The 473-nt window shown below is 66.7% G+C and carries 1 protein-coding gene; it reads left to right on the top strand.

Going from position 1 to position 473, the window contains the following annotated elements:
- Nucleotides 1-473, top strand: a 473-nt coding sequence (locus AC1DFR_RS22375; protein ID WP_476874505.1) for a hypothetical protein, incomplete at both ends; no start/stop codon positions are given.

The raw sequence follows: 473 nt of genomic DNA, 5'->3' as shown, positions 1-473 counted from the left end.
TTCGTCCAACGTGAACTTCCTCGCCGGCCAGACAGTCGCGAACTCCGTCACCGTACCCGTCGGCGCCGACGGCAAGGTCACCTTGTTCAACCGCTCCTACGGCACCACCCATCTCATTGCCGACGTCTCCGGCTACTACCTGCCCGGGGTCCCGGACGTGCCGGGGGCGTTCGTCCCGACGGAACCGTCCCGCTTCCTGGACACGCGGAYTTCTGCTGCAGTGCGCCCGGACGGGAGCGTGTCCTTCCAGGCCGGCGGGGCCCACGGGATTCCGGCGAAGGTTTCCGCCGTGACCTTCAACCTCACCGTCACCGAGCCACGGTTGATCGGGTTTATCAMCGCCTACGCCTCCGGGACACAGCGGCCCGGTTCGTCCAACGTGAACTTCCTCGCCGGCCAGACAGTCGCGAACTCCGTCACCGTACCCGTCGGCGCCGACGGCAAGGTCACCTTGTTCAACCGCTCCTACGGCA

Source organism: Arthrobacter sp. 05T410 (genome assembly GCF_056396505.1).
This window is presented reverse-complemented; position numbering and strand designations above follow the sequence as displayed.